This is a genomic window from Uruburuella suis (genome assembly GCF_004341385.1).
In the GTDB taxonomy this organism is placed as follows: Bacteria; Pseudomonadota; Gammaproteobacteria; order Burkholderiales; family Neisseriaceae; genus Neisseria; species Neisseria suis.
The window spans coordinates 1-18,014 of the sequence record NZ_SLXE01000001.1; the positions used below are offsets into that span (position 1 = coordinate 1).

An 18,014-nucleotide genomic window follows, 5' to 3' on the forward strand; every position below is an offset into this window, starting at 1 on the left:
AGCCGCTACGATAAGCTAAAGCGCAACTTCCACAGCACGGTTTTATTGGGATGCATTGTGATGTGGCTACCTTTATGACAAGTAATTGTGAACAGACCCTAAGGCCGTCTGAAAGGCTTTCAGACGGCCTTAGGGCTTTATTCGGCTTTCACCGCTTCGGGGTTGAGCGACACCAAAAGCTGGTCGATTTTGAGATTGTCGGTGTCGATGATTTCAAATTTGTAGCGGTCAAACAGCACAAAATCGGTTTTCTTGGGGATTTTACGCAGCGAATACATCATAAAGCCGCCAATGGTTTCGTAGTTTTCCGAATTGGGGAAATCCACAATATCCAGCGCGCGCATTACGTCTTCGAGCGGCGCGGCGCCTTCGATCAGCCAGGAAACGTCATCGCGCTGGATGATTTGCGGCTCTTCTTCGGTGGCCACCAATTCGCCCATCACGATGCTCATCACGTCTTTGAGTGTGACCACGCCCACCACCAGCGCATATTCGTTCACAATCACGGCAAAATCTTCGCCGGCGTTTTTAAAGGCTTCGAGCACTTCATAAAGCGAGAGCGTGTCGGGAATAAACAGCGCTTTGTGCAGCACGCGCTTGTCGGTGAGCTTGAGGTTTTGCTCTTTCAGGTAAAGCGTGAGCAAGGTGTGCGATTCGATATAGCCGATTACTTTTTCCAATTCGCCGTTGCACACTAAAAATTTGGCGTGCGGCTTTTCGGCCATCAGCGCGAGCACGGTGTCGGCGCTGTCGCTTTTGTCGAAATAGGCGATGTTTTCGCGCGTGGTCATGGTGGAGGTAACGGTGCGCGATTGCATGTCGAAAATATTTTCAATCAAATAATGCTCTTGCTGCTTGAGGACGCCGGCTTCGGCACCGGCGTCCACCACGGCATAAATGTCTTCCGAGGTGAGCTGGTCTTGGCGCACAGTGGAAATGCGCAGGGTTTTGAAAATCAGGTTGGCGATGCCGTCGAAAAACCACACCAAGGGCTTGAGCAGGAAAATCATCAGCATCATCGGCCGCACCACGCGCACGGCCACGCGCTCGGGGTGGGTCATAGCGAAGCGCTTGGGCATCAGGTCGGCAAACAGAATAAAGAGGCCGGTGACCAGAAAAAACGACAATAAAGAAGCGAGCGTGCCCGCCCAGGCCGCATCGCCCAAATGCTGCAACAGCGCGCCCAAATAAGGCCGCACCGCCGCTTCGCCCACAATACCGGCCAGAATCGCCACGGCATTGAGGCCGATTTGCACCACTGTGATAAAGCTGCCCGGCTGCTCCTGCATGTTCAACACATCCAGCGCGCGCGTGTCGCCCTCTTTGCCTAAAACCTGCAATTTGATTTTACGCGACGAGGCCAGCGCCAGCTCGGAGCACGACACAAACGCGCTCACGGCAACCAGCAGCAGCAAAATCAGAACGGCTTCAAAAATATTCATATAAAATATAAAGGAGTGGATAACTTTTGAATTATAACATTTTTGCATGATAAAGGCCGTCTGAACGCTTTCAGACGGCCTTTATCATGCAAGGTGAATTGTGAATAGAACCTAGGGTCTGTTCACATTTCATCACGCGGCAATATTTTGGCTCAAAAACGCGCCGGCTGCGTTGAAAATGCTCGCAAGGTGTTCAACCTTGCTGTGCTTTTCGCCTTGCAGTCACGCTTTTGCGCTCAAAATCTTACCGCGTGATGAATTGTGAACAGACCCTAAGATTTGCCGTCGCCGTTTTTCATGCTTTTAATCACCTGCGCGGCAGCCGGTACCGGAAAAATCAGATTCAGCGGGTTGGCCTTGATTTGTGCCCACACCGCTTTGAGCAGGCGCGGCAGGCTGTCGATGCGGGTGCCGCGCGCGCGCAGCGCCACGGTGAGCGCGAGCGAAAAGCTCACCCACAGATTAACCAAGCCGATGAGCAGCACGCCGAAGAGGTTCCAGGTAAAGGCGAGCGGGCCCAAATGGCCGCTCACGGCGGCATAGCCGATATTGGCGGAGGAAAACGCCACATGGCGGATATCGAGCGGCAGGCCGAAAAGGTGGCCGAAATAGCCGGTCATGCCGAGCAAAATGCCGAAAATAAAGTTGCCGGCCAGCGAGCCGTAGTTGTTGTGCACATAATCGGCAAAGCGTGCGCGCGTTTTTGAGGGCAGGATTTTGCGCAGCAGCGGCTGCACGGTGAGGCGGCGGCGCAGGTCGAGATAATCGGCGCGGTTGTCGAAAAAGCCGGCGATGATGCCCGAGCAAAAAAGCCACACGCCGGCAATGGCGGCATACCAAAGCGAGGGCTGGGTGAAAGGCTGCACCGATTTCACTTGATAAGCCACCGCATCGGCATCGAGCAGCGGCGTGTGCATATAGTGGGCAAAGCCAAACGCAATCAGCGCCGCCAGCGCAATGGCCACGCTCACATTGCCAAACACCGCCACGCTTTGCGAGCGCCCCACATCAATCAGCAGCGAAGAGAGCTTCATTTCCATCGAGCGCCCTTTTTCGCTGCGCTCCACCTGCTCGGCAAAGCTCGTGGCCGTCATGGCCGGCTGCTTGGTGGCCACGGTGAAATGCAGCATTTGAATCAGCACAAAGCCCAGGCCGTAATTGAGGCTGGACAACACGGCGGTGGTAAAGGCGCCAAAGCCCATTTCGCCGATGTGGATTTTATTGAGTGCCATCAGCGCAATCAACACGCCGCCGCCCGCGGCCGAGCGCAGCATGCCCCAATATTCGCTGCGGCTGCGGGTGATGTAGTGTTCGCCGTGGTCGCTCGTGTTTTCGGTGATGCTTTTGGCCAGCATCTGAATGCTGCGCCGGCGCAGCAGGCCGGTGCTGTGCTGCTCCACCGCGGCCATGGTCATTTCATTGAGCAGGCGGATGGTGAGGCGCAGCGATTGCGAGGTATCGGCGGCGGTTTGGATGCCCAGCAAAAGCTCGAGCCTGTCGAGGCTTTGCGCCAGCCGCTCGAGCAGATGCGCCACTTTCACCGAAGAGCCCGCGCCCGCACCGGCGCCGCGCCGGCGCAGGCGGATTACGGTGTCGCGGCTTTGTTGCAACATCACTTCGATATGCGCCGTGTCGTAAGCTTCTTCGCTGCCGCTGCGGTAATGCTGCACCAAGGCGGCGGTTTCGTGTTGCAGCGCGATAAAGGCCGAGTTCACATCGAGCAACTTGGGCTCGAGGCGCACGAAATTGGGCTCCAACTCTTCGGCGGCAATCCAGATGGAAAGCATTTCCAGCGCATGCAGACGCGCTTGGGTGAGCTGGCGCGCAGCCGACTGCACCACCGCCGGCTCGGCATCTTGCAGCAGCAATTGGTGCAGCGCGAGCCATTGGCGCAGCTTGATGGTTTGCAGCCATTTTTCATCGCGTGAATGAAACAGGTGCAGAAAAATATCGCGCAGGTTTTTGAAATCTTTAAACGAAGGATAAAAGCGCTCGTATAAGCGGATGCCCATCTCGCGGCTGAAGCCGCTGCGCGAAAAAATGCCCAAGGTGACCAGCGCGGGATACACATGCACATTGGCGAGCCAATGGTGAAAACGGTTGCCGAACGCCTGGCGCAGCGCGGCATCGTTTGCCAGCATATCCAGCAGCATATCGAAGCGCTCGGTGCCGTGGCGCGCACCGCCTTGGCGCAAAAAAGCCACAACTTTTTCCAGCGTGAGCACGAAAATTTCGCTTTCGAGCGTTTGGGAGAGGGCGGCGTGCAAGGTTTCGGGCAGGGTTTTTCGCATAAGCATTTCAAGGAATAGGTAAAGCAATGTTAACGCACATGGGGGCAGGCGGGAAAATTTCAAACCGGCAGCAGGCAGAAAAGCACTGATGCGCTGAGCGAGGCCGGCTCTTTGCTGCATGTGCGGCGGCCGGCGGCATGGGGTGCAATACCAATCCAAAAAAATAACCTAACTTCGTTGTCTCGCCTTGCCGTACTATCTGTACTGTCTGCGGCTCGCCGCCTTGTTAGCTTATTTTTTTGAATGGGTATAATAAACTGTGGCAGCGGCTTGGATTTCAGACGGCATTATTTAAATAATTATTGAAATATCGAAATATTGGGCATAAAATAAGCGCCATGAACACAACACAAGCAAGCAGATTATTCAGCACGCTGGGCGCAAGCACGCGCCTAGATATTTTTCGGCTTTTGGTAAAGCAGGGCGGGCAAGGCATGGTGGCGGGTGATATTGCCAAAGCGCTGGATGTGTCGCCGGCCAATCTTTCTTTTCATTTGAAAGAGTTGAGCCATGCCGGTTTGGTTGATGTGCAGCAGGAAGGGCGTTTTCAGCGCTATCGTGCCGATTTGGCGCTGATGCTTGATTTGGTGGCTTTTCTCACGGAAGAATGCTGTGCGCTCGATGCGCAAAACAGCGGCTGCACGCTTCACAATCTGCCGGTTTGCGGGCAAGTGCCGTTGCACGATGCTGATTAGTTTTCATACCAATCCAAAAAAATAACCTAACTTCGTTGTCTCGCCTTGCCGTACTGGTTGTACTGTCTGCGGCTCGCCGCCTTGTTAGCTTACTTTTTTGAATTGGTATCAGACGACCTGAAGGATAAGGCCGTCTGAAAACTGACTGAATGTGTTGGTTAAAGCAGGTTTGAAAATAATTTCACTTCGTTGGCTTGTCGTGCTCAATCAATTCGGCATTGCCCAAACCAAACCGCGCATTCGCGCAGGAGGCTCATCATGCAATCTGTAATCATATATCACAATCCGGCCTGCGGCACATCGCGCAATGTGCTGGCTTTCATCCGCAATGCGGGCATCGAGCCGGAAATCATCGAATATCTGCACGCGCCGCCCGATGAAGCCGCGCTGCGCCGCCTGCTGGCCGACAGCGGCTTGAGTGCGCGCGCGGCATTGCGGGTGAATGTGCCCGAATTTGCGCAATATGGTTTGGCGGATGAGGGTTTGTCTGAAGCGCAGATAATCGCGGCCATGCTGCAAGCGCCGATTTTAATCAACCGCCCGTTTGTGGTCACGGAAATCGGCACGGCTTTGTGCAGGCCGTCTGAAAAAGTGCTCGCTTTGCTGCCGGCGCCGCAGCAAGGTGCGTTTTTCAAAGAAGACGGCGGGCAAGTGGTGGATGAAAACGGGCAGCCGGTTTGACGGACGGTGGTTTTCAGACGGCCATGATTTCAATATTTGTTTAAATATCAAATGAAGGTAATGCAATGGGTGTGTTCGAGCGCTTTTTGAGCCTGTGGGTGGCGCTGGCGATTGCGGCGGGTGTGGCGCTGGGTGTGTGGCTGCCTTCCGTTTTCGAGGCGGTGGCGGCGATGGAAATCGCGCATGTGAATCTGCCGGTGGCGCTGCTGATTTGGTTGATGATTTATCCGATGATGATACAGATTGATTGGTCGGCGGTGAAAGATGTGGGCAAGCGCCCGAAAGGTTTGTGGCTCACGCTGGTGGTGAATTGGCTGATCAAGCCTTTTACCATGGCGGCGGTGGGCTGGTTGTTTTTCAGGGTGTTTTTTGCAGATTGGGTGTCGCCCGATGATGCGCAGCAATATATCGCCGGCATGATTTTGCTCGGCGTGGCGCCGTGCACGGCGATGGTGTTTGTGTGGAGCCAGCTGGTGAAGGGCGACCCGAATTACACGCTGGTGCAGGTGTCGGTGAACGATTTGATTATGATTGTGGCTTATGCGCCGATTGCCGGGCTGCTGCTGGGGGTGAGCAATATCGATATTCCGTGGGGCACGCTGCTGCTCTCCACCGTGCTTTATGTGGTGTTGCCGCTTTTGGCGGGTATGTTGACGCGCCGCTATTTGTTGGCCGCGGGCAAATCGGTGGCACAGTTTGCAGGTCGTCTGAAACCTTTTTCGATTGGCGGGCTGATTTTAACCGTGGTGTTGCTGTTTGGCTTTCAGGCGCAAACCATTTTGGCGCAGCCTGCGGTGATTGTGTTGATTGCCATTCCTTTGCTGGTGCAGACTTACGGCATTTATTTTATCGCCCGCTTCGGCGCGCGCCGGCTGGGGCTGCCGCATGAAATCGCCGCACCGGCCTGCCTGATCGGCACATCGAACTTTTTCGAGCTGGCGGTGGCGGTGGCGATTTCGCTGTTTGGTCTGAATTCGGGCGCGGCGCTGGCCACGGTGGTGGGCGTGTTGGTGGAAGTGCCGGTGATGCTCTCGCTGGTGTGGTTGATCAACCGCAGCCGGGCGGGTTAGTTTGAGCAGGCCGTCTGAATTTTCAGACAGCCTTGATGAGCCTTGATGAATAAGCCACGCCGGCCGCCTCGAAGCGGCCGGTGTTTTGGTTTATAATGGCGGCTTTTGCGTTTGCAGCGAATTTCATGAAAACCGTAGAGAAAAATGTATTGGTGCTGCACAGCGCCGAGCAGATGTTTGAGCTGGTCGACCGCGCCGAGGATTATCCGCAATTTCTGCCGTGGTACAGCAAAACCGAAATCATCGAGCGCAAGGGCAATGAGCTTAAGGCGCGTTTGTTTATGGATTATATGCGCGTGCAGCAATCGTTTGCCACGCACAACCACAATATTCCCGGGCGCGAAATCCGCATGGATTTGCTCGAGGGGCCGTTTAAAACGCTCAACGGCACTTGGAAATTTATCCCGCTGGGCGATGATGCCTGCAAAATCGAATTCCGGCTGCAATATGATTTTGCCGGCAGCATTTTGTCGGCGCTGATTTCGCCGGTGTTCAGCCATTTATCGGGCGCGCTGGTGGATGCGTTTATCAAAGAGGCCGACAGGCGCTATGGTCAAAATTGAAATTGTGTATGGCACGGCGCAAAAGCAGTTTTTGCAGCGGCTCGAAGTGGCTGCGGGCACAACCGCGCGCGAAGCGGTGCGGCTGAGCGATGTGGTGCGTGAATTTCCCGAAGCCGATATCGAAGCGGCACCTTTGGGCATTTTCGGCAAGGCGGTGAAAGACGATACCGTGCTGCGCGCGCGCGACCGCGTGGAAATCTACCGCCCTTTGCTGATCGACCCGAAAGAAGCGCGCCGCTTGCGCGTGCAATCGAAAACGGAAGACGAGGCCGTCTGAAAGCTTTCAGACGGCCTCAAGATAAAACCTCATTTGAGCACATCATGGCAGCAATCAAATTAATCGTCGGCCTAGGCAATCCGGGCCGTGAATATGAACACACCCGCCACAATGCGGGCTTTTGGTTCGCAGACGAATTGGCCTGGCAATGGAAGGCCGCCTTTAAAGAAGAAAAGAAATTTTTCGGCGAAGTGGCACGCGTGGCGCGGCCTGAGGGCGATGTGTGGCTTTTGAAGCCCAACACGTTTATGAATCGCTCCGGCCAGGCGGTGGTGGCGTTGGCGCAGTTTTACAAAATCAAGCCCGAAGAAATTATGGTGGCGCACGATGAGCTCGATATCGCCTGCGGGCGCATCAAATTCAAGCTCGGCGGTGGCAACGGCGGCCACAACGGCTTAAAAGACATGCAAGCGCGGCTGGGCACCCCAAATTTCTACCGCCTGCGCCTAGGCATTGATCACCCGGGCGATAAAAATCTGGTGGTGGGCTATGTGCTCAACAAACCCAGCGCACAAGAGCGCCAGCAAATCGACGAGGCCATCAGCAAATCGCTGCAAAGCATGCCGATAATCATGGCCGGCGAATTTGAAGAAGCGATGCGCGCGTTGCACAGCAAATAACCAAGGCAGGCCGTCTGATACCAATTCAAAAAAGTAAGCTAACAAGGCGGCGAGCTGCAGACAGTACAGATAGTACGGCAAGGCGAGACAACGAAGTTAGGTTATTTTTTTGGATTGGTATGAAACCATCAGCTTTCAGACGGCCTGAATACTTATGCAAAACCATCTTTCCAAAAAAGACCCGCTCGGCTCCGGCTGGATGATCATCGCGGCGCTGGCCTTCACCCTGATGAATATCTGGGTGAAAGAAGCCGGCAACCGCTTTGAATTGGGCTCGGGCGAATTGGTGTTTTGGCGCATGAGCTTTGCCGCGCTGGTGCTGGGCATGCTGGCCAAAGCGCAGGGCAAAACCTTTTTCACGCCGCATTGGCGCGCGCACTTGAGCCGCAGCGTGTCGGGCACGCTGGGCATGTTTTGCATATTTTATGCGGTGGTGCACCTGCCTCTGGCCACGGGGGTGACGCTCAGCTACACTTCGTCGATTTTTCTGGCGCTGCTCTCGATTATCGTGTTGCGCGAAAAGCTTTCCGGCTATAAGCAAATCATGCTGGTGCTGGGCTTTGCCGGCGTGGTAGTGCTGCTGCGCCCTTCGGTGGGCGGCGGCCAAGAGTGGCCGGCGCTGGTGGGCTTGCTGGGCGGCTTTTTTGCCGGCTGGGCCTATATGCAGGTGCGCGAATTGTCGCTTATGGGCGAGCCGGGCTGGCGGGTGGTGTTTTATTTATCGCTGGTGGGCATGGCAATGAGTGCGCTGTGGGCAACGGCCACGGGTTGGCACAGCTTGAGCTGGCAGGCGGCGCCTTATTTGTTTGGCATCGGCGCATCGGCGCTGGTGGCGCAGCTTTGCCTCACGCGCGCCTATAAAGTGGGCGACAAGCTCACCGTGGCGGCGCTCTCTTACCTCACCGTGGTGTTTTCCACTTTTGCCGGTATGTGGCTTTGGGGCGACAGCATAGGCTGGCAAGAAATGCTCGGTATGGGTATGATAATTGCCAGCGGCATGCTCAGCGGCGTGCATCCGCAGCAATGGCTGCATTATTTCAAAACCAAACATTAATCTTCAGGAGCGCACCATGATTTCCATCAGAGAACAATCTTACGGCTTGAATGTGGCCTTGTATAACGAATTCACCCTGGAAGATTTTCAGGAATTCGAAGCGGCCGCGCTTAAATGTGTTGAAAAAGTGCATCGCCCCGATATGCTGCTGGATTTGTCGATGCTGAAAGATTTCACCATCGATATGGCGGTGGAGCAGCTTAAATTTATGAGCAAGCACGAAGATGATTTCGGCCGCATCGCCATTGTGGTGGATGATGTGTGGATCAAGCTCGCATCGCGCCTGTCGGATTTGATCACGCAGCAACATCCCAAATATTTCGACGATGCCGCCGAAGCGCAAGCCTGGCTTTTGGGCTCGGGCTCGGAAGAGTAAGCATTTGCATCATCAATAGGGTTTGATTGTGGTGCCACACAAACGCGAGGCCGTCTGAAAGCTTTTCAGACGGCCTTTTATCTTTATTCCGATTTTGGTTTATGCCGATTCAAAAAAATAATCATGTTGCTTGCTTACACACAAGCATTCTTAATTTTTATATATGATTAAAAATAATTACCATTAGCTTTAATTTTAGCTATAATTGACTCTAATTTACAACTTGTTACCGATATTATGAAATTAAATACCATAACTTTCGCAATAATCAGTCTGGGTTTTTCGCAAGTGGCCATCGCTGAGCCGGCCGATAATGAACCTGAGGCATCCACTCAAGCCGAGCTGCAAACCGTTACCGTGAAAGGCAAGGCGGCGAAAGCGATTTCTGAAGCCACCAACAGCTATCAGCGTGATCGGGTGAATTTAGGCTTGCTCGGCCGCCAAAATGCATTTACCGCACCGATTACCGCTGTGAATTACGATGAAAAAGCCTTTGAGGATAAAGAGCCGCGCACGATTGTGGATGTGATTGCCAAAACCGATGCTTCGGTGATGGCGTTTGGCGGCGAGAGCAATACCTTGCAAGGCCTGTATGTGCGCGGTTTGCAGTTGGATGCACGTCAGTTCAGCGTTAACGGCTTGGCAGGTTTGTATTCTACTTACAATTCGCCCACTGCTGCGGTGGGCGCGGCGCAATTGATTAAAGGCGCATCGAGCGCCACGGTGGGTATGGATCCCGAGGGTGCAGTCGGCTCAGCGGTGAATATTGAAACCAAAAAAGCCAGTGATGAAGGCAACCGCAATTTGGGTCTGGCTTGGTTTAGCGACAGCCGCATCCAGCCATCTATCGATGTGGGGCAGCGTTTCGGCGAAAACAAACAATGGGGCGTGCGCTTCAACGGCAAATTCCGCGAAGGCGACACGGCGCGCGATCATTTTTCAGAAAATGCCAAAGAGGCAGCCTTGAATGTGGACTATCGCGGCGAGAAATTTCAGGCGGCGTTTGATGCCATGTATGCCAAACGCGCCACTCAAGGCGGGCGGGCGCGCTTTCAGGATATCCAATTGTTCGGTTTCAAACTGCCGGCCGCGCCGGACGGTAAAACCAATCTGGCACCCGCATGGCAGCGCCAAACCACTGACGATCGTTCGCTGCTGTTTACGTTTGACTATATGCCCAACGATTGGGTGGCGATTTCCGGCGGCATCGGCCATATGGAATCCAAATTTTACGGCAATGTCGCCCAGCTTCAGATGCTGGACGAACAGGGCAATTACCAAAACGGCGCATGGAACAACACCAGCAAGCGCTTTGTTGCCCAAGGTGCGCAGCCGGTGAGTTTTATTGCCCGCACCACCAGCGCCAACCTGAAAGCCCGCGGTTATTTCCAAACCGGGCCGGTGAGCCACAATTGGAACACGGCGTTTGACTATGTGCAGCGTTCGCGCGATCACGACACCGGCCGGCGGGCGAGCAGCACGCTGATGACGGATTTGAATATCTATCACCCCGAATTTCCCGCCGCGCCGGAGTTTGCCACCGCCGATATTCAGGGTGCAGACACCACCAACACTTCACCGAGCTGGGCGTTTTCCGACACTTTGGGTTTTAAAGACGATCAATTCCGCCTTACCTTGGGCGGCCGTCTGCAATGGATGAAGCAGGAAGACCACACCGTCGGTGGGGCGCAGCGCACGCACCGCTTCAGCCCGCTGCTGGCCGCCGCCTGGGTGCCGAGCAGCGATTTTGTGGTGTATGGCAATTATCTGGAAGACTTGGAGCCCGGTGCGGTAGATGAGGACGGTAATATGTCGCGCCCGCGCATCAGCCGCCAAATAGAATTGGGCGTGCGCAAAAACTGGGGTGATGTCGTGACCAGCGCCAGCGTGTACCAAATCAGCAAGCCCGGCTATTGGCGCACGGCCAGCACTTTCGACGGCTTGAGCCACGTTGCGGGTGCCACACAGGGCAAAGAGCGTAATCGCGGCATCGAGCTGAATGCCTATGCCAATCTGCTCAACAAAACCCTGCGCCCCAGCATCGGTTTGTCATATATCAAAGCCGATTTGCTTGATGTGCCGAGCTATAACGATGTGATTATCAGCGGCACGCAGGTATCCAGCCCGCGCATTATCGCCAAAGCCGGCGTGGAATGGGATACGCCGTTTGTGCAAGGCTTAACGCTGAATTCTGCCGTGCAATATTACGGCAAATCGTATCAAGATTATGCCAAAACCTATGCATTTCCGTCGTACACGCTTGTGGATGCCGGTGCGAAATACACGGTAAAAATGCGCAACAAGCAATCGCTCACCCTCAACGGTGGCATTGAAAACCTGCTTAACAAAAAGTATTGGCAGGTGCAGCGCGGCTTGTACGACCGCAGCTTTGCCGTGGTGGGGCTGCCGCGCACCTATTGGCTGAAACTGAATTACGCTTTTTAGAGAATGAAGCCGCTTTGCGCACGCTCGCTGTTTTGTCCCGCAGCAGGGTGTAATGCCCATTCAAGAAAGTAAACTAACAAGACGGAAACCTACGACAGTACAGATAGTACGGCAAGGCGAGGCAACGAAGTTAGGTTATTTTTTTGGATTGGTATAAGGGCGGGGAGGCCGTCTGAAACCCTATAGTGAAATGCAAGAAAAAGTGATACAAAACCACGCACTATCACGGAGTAGGTTGGGTTGATAAACCCAACGTTTCAGACGACCTGTGGGCTTGTTGGGTTTTCAACCCAACCTACTCGTTGTGTCACTTTTTTATGCATTCCACTATATATGGATTTCAGACGGCCTTTATGGATGGCTGCCGAGATTTTCAGCTTGCTGTTTTATTGGTGCTGCCGATGGCTGTGCTTGGCTGCAATGTGAACAAACCTTGATGTGACGGGCGAAAGGTCTGTGTTTTGATGATGGAATCGACGCTTCCCAAATGGCAGGCCGAGCTTGCCGGCACGCCGGCGTGGCTGCTGCAAACGTTTATCGGTGTGCTGGTCGTGGTGGTGCTGAGCGCCTGGCTTTTGAAGAAAACCCGCTTCGGCACCGAATTTTGGCATGTGCTGCGCCCCTGCCTCGACAAGAAAAGCAATTTTAAAGTGCTGTTGGTGCTGGCGGTGATGTTGGTGCTGCTGATCACCGAAATCCGCCTGTTTGTGTTGAACACCTTCACGTCAAACGGCATCTACACCGCCATGCAGGATTTGGATGTGGCGGCATTTTGGACGGTGGCGTTTATTAATGCCGGCATTTTGCTGCTGCGCACGGTGAATGTGGTGTTGAACGATTTTTTCGACCAATCGCTGGCCATCAAATGGTCGGAACGGCTCAATGCGCTATTGGTTTCGCGCTGGCTGGCCGACAAAAACTACCACCGCCTGCAAATGTTGCGCATCGCACCGGACAATATCGAGCAGCGTATCCAGCAAGATGCGCAGGATTTTATCGCCTCTACTTTTGAATTTATCCGCGGCATGCTCAATTCGGTGTTGTCTACCGTTGAATTTACGCTGGTGTTGTGGGGGCTGGCCGGGGCCTTACACCTATTTGGCTTCACCATTCCCAAAGGCTTGGTGTATTTTATTTTCATCTTTGTGATTGTCGCCACCGCCATTGCCATGTGGATAGGTAACCCGCTGATTAAATACAATTATCAAAACGAACAACTCAACGGCGATTACCGCTATTCGCTGATCCGCATCCGTGATAATTCGGAAAGCATCGCTTTTTATCACGGCGAATGGCGCGAACAGAAAAGCCTGTCGATGCGCTTTGGCGCCATTATCCGCAACCGTTGGCTGATTGTGCGCCAAAGCCTGATGCTCACCGGCTTTAATGATATCGTCACCCAAAGCATTAAGCTGTTGCCTATCTTGCTGCAAGCGCCGCGCTTGTTTGCCGGGCAAATCAAAATCGGCGATATCCAACAAACCGTACTGGTGTTTGTGCGTTTGCAAAACGCGCTGTCGTTTTTCCGCAATTTTTATAAGCAATTCACCGTTTACCGCGCCCGGCTGGAGCGGCTTTACGGCTTTATGCAAAGCATGGACGATGATTCCTGCACGCAGTTGCCGCAGCAGGAAACCGTTTCAGACGGCCTCCGGTTGCAAAATGCAACCCTTTATCGTGCAGATGGTGAAAAGCTAATAGAAAACATCAGCTTGGTTGTGAGTTCGGGGCAAAGCCTGTTGATACAGGGGCCGTCGGGCTGCGGCAAAACTTCGTTGCTGCGCATGATGGCGGGCCTGTGGCCGTTTGGCAGCAGCGGCAGCATCCGCAGCCCGCGTCACGAAGACACCATGTTTGTGCCGCAACGCGCTTATGTGCCGCAAGGCAGCCTGCGCGAAGCCGTGTGTTATCCCAATATCGATCCCCATCATCCCGAATTGGCGCAAGCGCTTACCCTTTGCCGGCTGGAGAAGCTGATCGATAAGCTCGATGAAGTGGGCAATTGGCAGCAAACCTTGTCTCCGGGTGAATTGCAGCGCGTGGCTTTTGCCCGCATTTTGCTGGGAAAGCCGAAATTGATATTGCTCGATGAGGCCACTTCCGCTTTGGATGAACCGACTGAAGCCGCGCTTTACCGCCTGCTGCGCCGGCAATTGCCGCACAGCATTATTGTGAGCATCGGCCATCGCGGCACACTGGCTGAGTTTCATGATAAAAGCATGTATATTGCCCGGGCCGGCTGCGCAGCATAAACGTGCTGCCGGATGGTTGTGAAGATTGGCGTGCATAGCAACAACAAGGCCGTCTGAAAGGTTTCAGACGGCCTTGTTGTTTGTCAGATAAAACGGCTGCTGTGCAGTCGTTTTCAAGCGTTCAGACGGCCTGCTTAATGCGTGCCGACTTTGATTTTCTGCCACAGGCTGACGGTGAGCTTTTTCGCATCGTCGCTCATTTGCGGCATCACAAAGCCGTCTTTCATGTCTTGCGCATTGGGGAAAATCGAGCGTGTGGCCACGAGCTCGGGGTTCATCAGCTTGCGCGCGGGCAGGCTGGCGGGCGCGAAGGTGACGAAATCGCCGTTTTTCGCGGCCACTTCGGGCTCGAGTGTGTAGTTGATGTATTTATGCGCATTGAGCACGTTTTTGGCATCGGCCGGAATCAGCCAAGATTCAATCCAAAAGCCCATGCCTTTGGGGGTGAGCACCTCGATGCCGACATTGCTTTTCACTTCTTCCGCACGCGCTTTGGCCATATTGAGGTCGCCGCCGTTGCCCGCTGCCAAGCACACATCGCCGCGTGCCAATTCGTCAATCACCGAGGGGCTGAAGCGCTTGATGTCGGGGCGGATGGCTTGCAGCATATCGGCCGCCGCTTTGATGTCGTCGGGATTGGTGCCTTTCGGGTCTTTGCCCAAATAGTTGAGCGCAATGGGGAACATCTCGCTGGGTGTGTCCCATAGGGCGATGCCGCAAGCTTTGAGCTTATTGGTGTATTCCGGCTTGAAGAGCAAATCCCAACCGTTTTCGGGCAGGGCGCCGCCGAGCGCTTCTTTGCCTTTGGCGGTGATCGCCAAAGTGTTGACGCCGGAGAAATAGGGTACGGCGTATTCATTGCCCGGGTCGGCGCTCTCGAGCATTTTTAAAAGCTCGGGGTCGATGTTTTGATAATTCGGAATCAGGTCTTTATGCACTTTTTGATAAGCGCTGGCACCGATTTGGCGCGGCAAAAAGGCAATGCCGGGCACCACCAAGTCGTAGCCTGATTTACCGGTGAGCACTTTGGCTTCGAGCGTTTCGTTGTTTTCATACAAATCGTAGGTGAGCTTCAGGTCGTTGGCTTTTTTGAAAGCTTCTACGGTGCTCTCGTCCACATAGTTGGACCAGTTGTAGATATTAAGGGTGTCGGTTACGGGCAGGCCGTCGGTGGCGGATACGGCGCTCGCCGTTGCATCGGATGCCGGGGATTGGGCGGGTTTTTGTTCGCTTTGGCCGCCGCAGGCTGCCAGCGCCAGCACGGTGAATACGCTTAATGCGGTTTTTTTCATACGGGTCGTTTTCCTGATGAAAGGTTGGTGAAAATCGGCCTGCCGCCCCTTTGCCGTTCCCGGCGGCAGGCCGGCGCTATTGTAATGGAATGCCTGATAAAAATCAAAATGATATGGCTGCGGCGCCCGGCGGCGGGGGATGTGGGTTTGGAAATGCAGGCCGTCTGAAGGGGCGGTGCGCCCCGGCGTGTTGTTTTCCGGCGTGTTTTACAAGCGCAGATAAGGATTTATCGCTAAAACGCTTGCATTGAGTTGGTGAAGCCATTAAAATTGCGCGTTTACGAAATTTGATTCTTATCAGGAGATAACCAATATGGCCAATAGCGCACAAGCCCGCAAACGTGCCCGCCAAGCTGTGAAAAACCGCGCCCACAACGCAAGCCTGCGTACCGCTTTCCGCACCGCGGTTAAGAAAGTACTGAAAGCTGTTGAAGCCGGCGATAAAGCTGCTGCGCAAACCGTTTACCGCGATTCTGTTAAAGTGATGGACCGCATTGCCGACAAAGGCGTGTATCACAAAAACAAAGCTGCCCGTCACAAGAGCCGCCTGTCTGCCAAAATCAAAGCCTTGGCTTAAATCGCAGCAGACGCTACGGCGCACATGCCCCGCGACGGACAAACCATTGTTCTTCGGGGGCATTGTTTTTTCGAGAGGCCGTCTGAACGAATGCTCAGAATGAGCCGCGCAGGCCGGCCGTTTTCAGACGGCCTGTTTGTTTATAAGAGGCGATACATGATGGTGAAACCCGCTTGGATATTGGCCGCTGCCAGCTTGGCTGCGGCTTGGCCGCCGGTTGCAAGTGCCGCCGCCAACGATGCGGCGCTGCAATGCACGCTGGTGCAGGATAATGCCATGCGCTTGGCGTGTTTCGATAAAGTGTATGCCGCGCAATTCCCGCCCGCTACGCCGCCCGCAGCGGCTATGGCCGGAGCAAAATCGGTGGATTTGGTGCGCACCGTTAACGAGAGCTTGGATAAAGGCGAAACCAAGATTGTGTTTGACGAGCGCCCCACGGTGGCAAACACCGAGCCGACGCAAACGCTGGTGGAAGCGGCCGAGGCCTACACGCCTTTGAGCCAGATGTATGACCTCGACCAAAACGATCCGCGCGGCATTTTGACGGTGCGCGAGCACAATCCCATGTATTTGCTGCCGGCCTGGTACAACAGCAGCCCCAACCGCTATCCCGAATCGCCCTCGCGCGGTGTGGCAGACGATGCGGTGTCGACCGAGCAAAAGCGGCTCGAAGCCAAAATGCAGGTGTCGTTTAAAACCAAATTGATGGAAGATTTGTTTAAAACCCGCGCCGATATGTGGTTTGGCTACACGCAAACCTCGCATTGGCAGCTGTGGAGCCAGGGTGAGAAATCGGCACCGTTTCGCAATAACGATTATATGCCCGAAATGTTTATCACCCAGCCGGTGAAAGCCGATCTGCCCGGCGGCGGCAAGCTGCGTATGTTGGGCGCGGGCATTGTGCATCAATCCAACGGGCAGGGGCGGCCGCTGTCGCGCTCGTGGAACCGGGTTTACGCCATGGCGGGTATGGAATGGGGCAAGTTTACGGTGATTCCCAAAGTGTGGGCGCCGGTGTTTAACGGCAACGGCGACGATAACGACAACCCCGATATTGCCGATTATATGGGCTATGGCAATTTGCGCCTGCAATACCGCTTTAACGACCAGCGCACCATGGCCGCCACCATGCGCTACAACCCGAAAACCGGCAAGGGCGGCGTGCAGGCCGATTACACCTTTCCGCTCAAAGGCCGTCTGAAAGCTTATGTGCAGGGCTTTCACGGCTATGGCGAGAGCCTGCTTGATTACAACCACAAGCACAACAGCATCGGCTTCGGTTTGATGTTTAATGATTGGGATGGGTTTTAGGGGCTGTTCACATTTCATCCGCACGTAAGATTTGAGGGCACAAGCGTGCTTGCAAGGCGAAAAGCCTCGCAAGGTGCCCAATCTCGCTGCGTTTTTGCTTTGCATCTGCATGCCCAGAAACAAAATCCCGCTCATAAACGAAATGTCAGAACACCCGTGCCCGTTTGTGCAAAAAAAAACATTCAGACGGCATCAAGCCGCCCAGCTCGCGGCTCTGCTTTTTGAGATGGGCGCCACACCGTTGGAAAACACTCGTTTCTTGCCGCCCGAGCGCGTATAATGCGCCGTTTGGGCAGCAATACAAAAGATTAAGCAACTCATGGCAAAAAACACGGCCGACAGCGGCGGCATAGGCAAGGCGCTGAAAAAATACCTTATCACCGGCATTTTGGTGTGGCTGCCGATAGCGGTAACCTTGTGGGTGATCACCTATATCGTTTCCGCCTCCGACCAGCTGATTAACCTGCTGCCCGAGCATTGGCAGCCTATGCATTTGATTGGTTTCAATATTCCCGGCTTGGGTGTGATTGTGGCCGTGTTGGTGCTGTTTGTAACCGGCTTGTTTGGCGCCAATGTGCTCGGCCGGCGCATCATCGCCGCCTGGGATGCGCTGCTCGGGCGCATTCCGGTGGTGAAATCGATTTATTCCAGCGTGAAAAAAGTGTCGGAATCACTGCTTTCCGATTCGCGCCAATCGTTTAAAACGCCGGTGCTGGTGCCGTTTCCGCAGCCCGATATCTGGACGCTGGCCTTTGTGTCGGGCAATATCCCCGACAACATCCGCCAAAGCCTGCCCGAAGGCGGCGAATACCTCAGCGTGTATGTGCCCACCACGCCCAATCCCACCGGCGGCTATTACATTATGGTGAGGAAAAGCGATGTGCGCACACTCGACATGAGCGTGGACGATGCGCTCAAATATGTGATTTCGCTGGGCATGGTGCTGCCCGAAGTGCCCAAACATTTGCAACACAGCCTGTTTGAATCGATGCCGTCTGAAAGCTCGGGCAATGCTGATGAAAAACCTTCAGACGGCCTTAAATGATTTAAAAAATGATTTAAATAATG

At 54.3% G+C, this 18,014-nt stretch carries 16 protein-coding genes; 13 read left to right on the top strand and 3 right to left on the bottom strand.

Annotation, left to right across the window (positions count from 1 at the left end):
• Positions 1 to 137 precede the first annotated feature (137 nt).
• Positions 138 to 1,442: a polyamine export protein PaeA gene (paeA, locus tag EV680_RS00005; protein ID WP_132951915.1), complete on the bottom strand. Its 1,305-nt coding sequence runs from the start codon at positions 1,440 to 1,442 to the stop codon at positions 138 to 140.
• Positions 1,443 to 1,714: 272 nt separating this feature from the next.
• On the bottom strand, positions 1,715 to 3,733 hold the full coding sequence (locus EV680_RS00010) for a site-specific recombinase (protein WP_132951916.1): 2,019 nt from the start codon (positions 3,731 to 3,733) through the stop codon (positions 1,715 to 1,717).
• Between the two features lie 338 nt (positions 3,734 to 4,071).
• Between EV680_RS00010 and EV680_RS00015 the strand changes: the two genes are divergently transcribed.
• From EV680_RS00015 to EV680_RS00060, 10 genes are all read left to right on the top strand, one after another.
• Positions 4,072 to 4,428 (top strand): ArsR/SmtB family transcription factor, encoded by a 357-nt coding sequence (locus EV680_RS00015; protein ID WP_132951917.1) that lies wholly within the window; start codon positions 4,072 to 4,074, stop codon positions 4,426 to 4,428.
• Positions 4,429 to 4,686: 258 nt separating this feature from the next.
• Entirely contained in the window at positions 4,687 to 5,109 is a 423-nt protein-coding gene (gene arsC / locus EV680_RS00020; protein WP_132951918.1) for an arsenate reductase (glutaredoxin), read from the top strand.
• A 65-nt stretch (positions 5,110 to 5,174) separates the two neighbouring features.
• Positions 5,175 to 6,179 carry an ACR3 family arsenite efflux transporter gene (gene arsB / locus EV680_RS00025; protein ID WP_132951919.1) on the top strand — a complete coding sequence of 335 codons (1,005 nt, stop codon included), beginning with the start codon at positions 5,175 to 5,177 and terminating at the stop codon, positions 6,177 to 6,179.
• 125 nt (positions 6,180 to 6,304) lie between these two features.
• On the top strand, positions 6,305 to 6,742 hold the full coding sequence (locus tag EV680_RS00030) for a type II toxin-antitoxin system RatA family toxin (RefSeq protein ID WP_132951920.1): 438 nt from the start codon (positions 6,305 to 6,307) through the stop codon (positions 6,740 to 6,742).
• On the top strand, positions 6,729 to 7,019 hold the full coding sequence (locus tag EV680_RS00035) for an RnfH family protein (protein ID WP_132951921.1): 291 nt from the start codon (positions 6,729 to 6,731) through the stop codon (positions 7,017 to 7,019). Before EV680_RS00030 ends, EV680_RS00035 begins: the two co-directional genes overlap by 14 nt.
• A gap of 44 nt (positions 7,020 to 7,063) precedes the next feature.
• Positions 7,064 to 7,639 (top strand): aminoacyl-tRNA hydrolase, encoded by a 576-nt coding sequence (pth, locus tag EV680_RS00040; RefSeq protein ID WP_424580100.1) that lies wholly within the window; start codon positions 7,064 to 7,066, stop codon positions 7,637 to 7,639.
• Between the two features lie 154 nt (positions 7,640 to 7,793).
• Positions 7,794 to 8,693 (top strand): DMT family transporter, encoded by a 900-nt coding sequence (locus EV680_RS00045; RefSeq protein WP_132951925.1) that lies wholly within the window; start codon positions 7,794 to 7,796, stop codon positions 8,691 to 8,693.
• Positions 8,694 to 8,709: 16 nt separating this feature from the next.
• Complete coding sequence (locus EV680_RS00050; protein ID WP_132951927.1) at positions 8,710 to 9,069, top strand: SpoIIAA family protein; 360 nt, start codon at positions 8,710 to 8,712, stop codon at positions 9,067 to 9,069.
• 237 nt (positions 9,070 to 9,306) lie between these two features.
• On the top strand, positions 9,307 to 11,514 hold the full coding sequence (locus EV680_RS00055; RefSeq protein WP_132951929.1) for a TonB-dependent siderophore receptor: 2,208 nt from the start codon (positions 9,307 to 9,309) through the stop codon (positions 11,512 to 11,514).
• 467 nt (positions 11,515 to 11,981) lie between these two features.
• On the top strand, positions 11,982 to 13,766 hold the full coding sequence (locus EV680_RS00060; RefSeq protein WP_132952231.1) for an ABC transporter ATP-binding protein/permease: 1,785 nt from the start codon (positions 11,982 to 11,984) through the stop codon (positions 13,764 to 13,766).
• A gap of 134 nt (positions 13,767 to 13,900) precedes the next feature.
• Here the strand turns inward: EV680_RS00060 and EV680_RS00065 are convergent, their stop codons facing one another.
• Complete coding sequence (locus tag EV680_RS00065; RefSeq protein ID WP_132951931.1) at positions 13,901 to 15,058, bottom strand: extracellular solute-binding protein; 1,158 nt, start codon at positions 15,056 to 15,058, stop codon at positions 13,901 to 13,903.
• A 313-nt stretch (positions 15,059 to 15,371) separates the two neighbouring features.
• Here EV680_RS00065 and rpsT point away from each other — a divergent pair, with 313 nt between their 5' ends.
• From rpsT to EV680_RS00080, 3 genes are all read left to right on the top strand, one after another.
• Positions 15,372 to 15,635, top strand: coding sequence for a 30S ribosomal protein S20 (gene rpsT, locus EV680_RS00070; protein WP_132951933.1), 264 nt, complete (start codon positions 15,372 to 15,374; stop codon positions 15,633 to 15,635).
• Between the two features lie 159 nt (positions 15,636 to 15,794).
• A complete protein-coding gene (locus tag EV680_RS00075; protein ID WP_132952233.1) occupies positions 15,795 to 16,946 on the top strand; it encodes a phospholipase A in 1,152 nt (383 codons plus the stop codon).
• A 319-nt stretch (positions 16,947 to 17,265) separates the two neighbouring features.
• Entirely contained in the window at positions 17,266 to 17,991 is a 726-nt protein-coding gene (locus EV680_RS00080) for a DUF502 domain-containing protein (protein ID WP_132951935.1), read from the top strand.
• Positions 17,992 to 18,014 lie beyond the last annotated feature (23 nt).

Excerpts from the sequence above, each read along its gene's own strand:
- paeA (WP_132951915.1), bottom strand. The coding sequence starts at position 1,442 with ATGAATATTTTTGAAGCCGTTCTGATTTTGCTGCTGCTGGTTGCCGTG.
- EV680_RS00010 (WP_132951916.1), bottom strand. The coding sequence starts at position 3,733 with ATGCGAAAAACCCTGCCCGAAACCTTGCACGCCGCCCTCTCCCAAACG.
- EV680_RS00015 (WP_132951917.1), top strand. The coding sequence starts at position 4,072 with ATGAACACAACACAAGCAAGCAGATTATTCAGCACGCTGGGCGCAAGC.
- arsC (WP_132951918.1), top strand. The coding sequence starts at position 4,687 with ATGCAATCTGTAATCATATATCACAATCCGGCCTGCGGCACATCGCGC.
- arsB (WP_132951919.1), top strand. The coding sequence starts at position 5,175 with ATGGGTGTGTTCGAGCGCTTTTTGAGCCTGTGGGTGGCGCTGGCGATT.
- EV680_RS00030 (WP_132951920.1), top strand. The coding sequence starts at position 6,305 with ATGAAAACCGTAGAGAAAAATGTATTGGTGCTGCACAGCGCCGAGCAG.
- EV680_RS00035 (WP_132951921.1), top strand. The coding sequence starts at position 6,729 with ATGGTCAAAATTGAAATTGTGTATGGCACGGCGCAAAAGCAGTTTTTG.
- pth (WP_424580100.1), top strand. The coding sequence starts at position 7,064 with ATGGCAGCAATCAAATTAATCGTCGGCCTAGGCAATCCGGGCCGTGAA.
- EV680_RS00045 (WP_132951925.1), top strand. The coding sequence starts at position 7,794 with ATGCAAAACCATCTTTCCAAAAAAGACCCGCTCGGCTCCGGCTGGATG.
- EV680_RS00050 (WP_132951927.1), top strand. The coding sequence starts at position 8,710 with ATGATTTCCATCAGAGAACAATCTTACGGCTTGAATGTGGCCTTGTAT.
- EV680_RS00055 (WP_132951929.1), top strand. The coding sequence starts at position 9,307 with ATGAAATTAAATACCATAACTTTCGCAATAATCAGTCTGGGTTTTTCG.
- EV680_RS00060 (WP_132952231.1), top strand. The coding sequence starts at position 11,982 with ATGGAATCGACGCTTCCCAAATGGCAGGCCGAGCTTGCCGGCACGCCG.
- EV680_RS00065 (WP_132951931.1), bottom strand. The coding sequence starts at position 15,058 with ATGAAAAAAACCGCATTAAGCGTATTCACCGTGCTGGCGCTGGCAGCC.
- rpsT (WP_132951933.1), top strand. The coding sequence starts at position 15,372 with ATGGCCAATAGCGCACAAGCCCGCAAACGTGCCCGCCAAGCTGTGAAA.
- EV680_RS00075 (WP_132952233.1), top strand. The coding sequence starts at position 15,795 with ATGGTGAAACCCGCTTGGATATTGGCCGCTGCCAGCTTGGCTGCGGCT.
- EV680_RS00080 (WP_132951935.1), top strand. The coding sequence starts at position 17,266 with ATGGCAAAAAACACGGCCGACAGCGGCGGCATAGGCAAGGCGCTGAAA.